Origin of the sequence: Amycolatopsis sp. cmx-4-83, from assembly GCF_046548815.1 — a bacterium.
Taxonomy (GTDB): Bacteria; Actinomycetota; Actinomycetes; order Mycobacteriales; family Pseudonocardiaceae; genus Amycolatopsis; species Amycolatopsis pretoriensis_A.
In genome coordinates this window covers 1-1,116 of record NZ_JAEBEF010000033.1, presented here as the reverse complement: position 1 = coordinate 1,116, position 1,116 = coordinate 1, and the positions used below count along the sequence as shown (strand labels likewise).

1 protein-coding gene is annotated in these 1,116 nt (G+C 69.5%); it reads left to right on the top strand.

The genetic code is table 11. The features are described from left to right. Window positions 1–122 precede the first annotated feature (122 nt). Window positions 123–1,116, top strand: a 994-nt coding sequence (locus tag ACLJQM_RS48175; protein ID WP_410636676.1) for an IS481 family transposase, incomplete at its 3' end; no start/stop codon positions are given.

The window sequence follows — 1,116 nt, the reverse complement described above, 5'->3', positions numbered from 1 at the left end:
CTAGCTGTATTGGCCATGGAGGTTGGGTACGGGGCGACACGTGATCGGATGATCTTGGTGTGAGGGAGGGCCTCCGGGTTCGGTGTGGATTGCGACGTCTACACCGATCAACGGAGGCCCTCGTGACTCACGCTAACGCACCGCTGACCCCGACCGGCAGACTGCGCCTGGCCCGCTGTGTGGTGGACGACGAGTGGCCGTTGCGGCGGGCGGCGGAACGGTTCCAGGTCTCGGTCACCACCGCGACCCGCTGGGCCGGCCGCTACCGCACACACGGCGAAGCCGCCATGACCGACCACTCGTCCCGGCCGGCGACCAGCCCGAACCGGACCCCCACCCGCACGGAGCGGCGGATCATCAAAGTCCGTGTCCTGCGCCGGTGGGGACCGGCCCGGATCGCCTATCTGCTCGGGTTGAACCCCTCCACGGTGCATCGGGTCCTGACCCGCTACCGGCTGGCCCGCCTCGCCCACCTCGATCGGGCCACCGGCCGGCCGGTCCGCCGCTACGAACACGCCGCACCCGGTGACTTGGTGCACGTGGACATCAAGAAGCTGGGCAACATCCCCGACGGCGGCGGCCACCGCGCGCACGGCCGCGCCACCGGCGGACGCAACAGCTCGGCCCACCGCGATCCCGCCCGGCTCCGCCGGGTCCACGGGCGCCCGAACCTCGGCTACAGCTACCTGCACAACGCCGTCGACGACCACTCCCGCCTGGCCTACGCCGAAATCCTGCCCGATGAAACCAAGGAAACCGCGGCAGCGTTCTGGACCCGAGCACAAGCGTTCTTCGCCGATGCCGGGGTCACCGTCGTGCGGGTGCTCACCGACAACGGGTCCTGCTACCGCTCACGCGTGTGGCGCGACACGCTGCGCGACGCGCAGATCGTGCACAAACGCACCCGACCCTACCGACCGCAGACCAACGGCAAGGTGGAACGGTTCAACCGGACCCTGCTCGATGAGTGGGCCTACGCCCAGCCCTACCAGACCGAAACCCAGCGCCGCGAAGCCCTCCCAGGCTGGCTACACACCTACAATCACCACCGCGGCCACACCGCACTCGCCGGCAAACCCCCCGCCAGCCGCGTCCCCAACCTCACAGGGCAATACA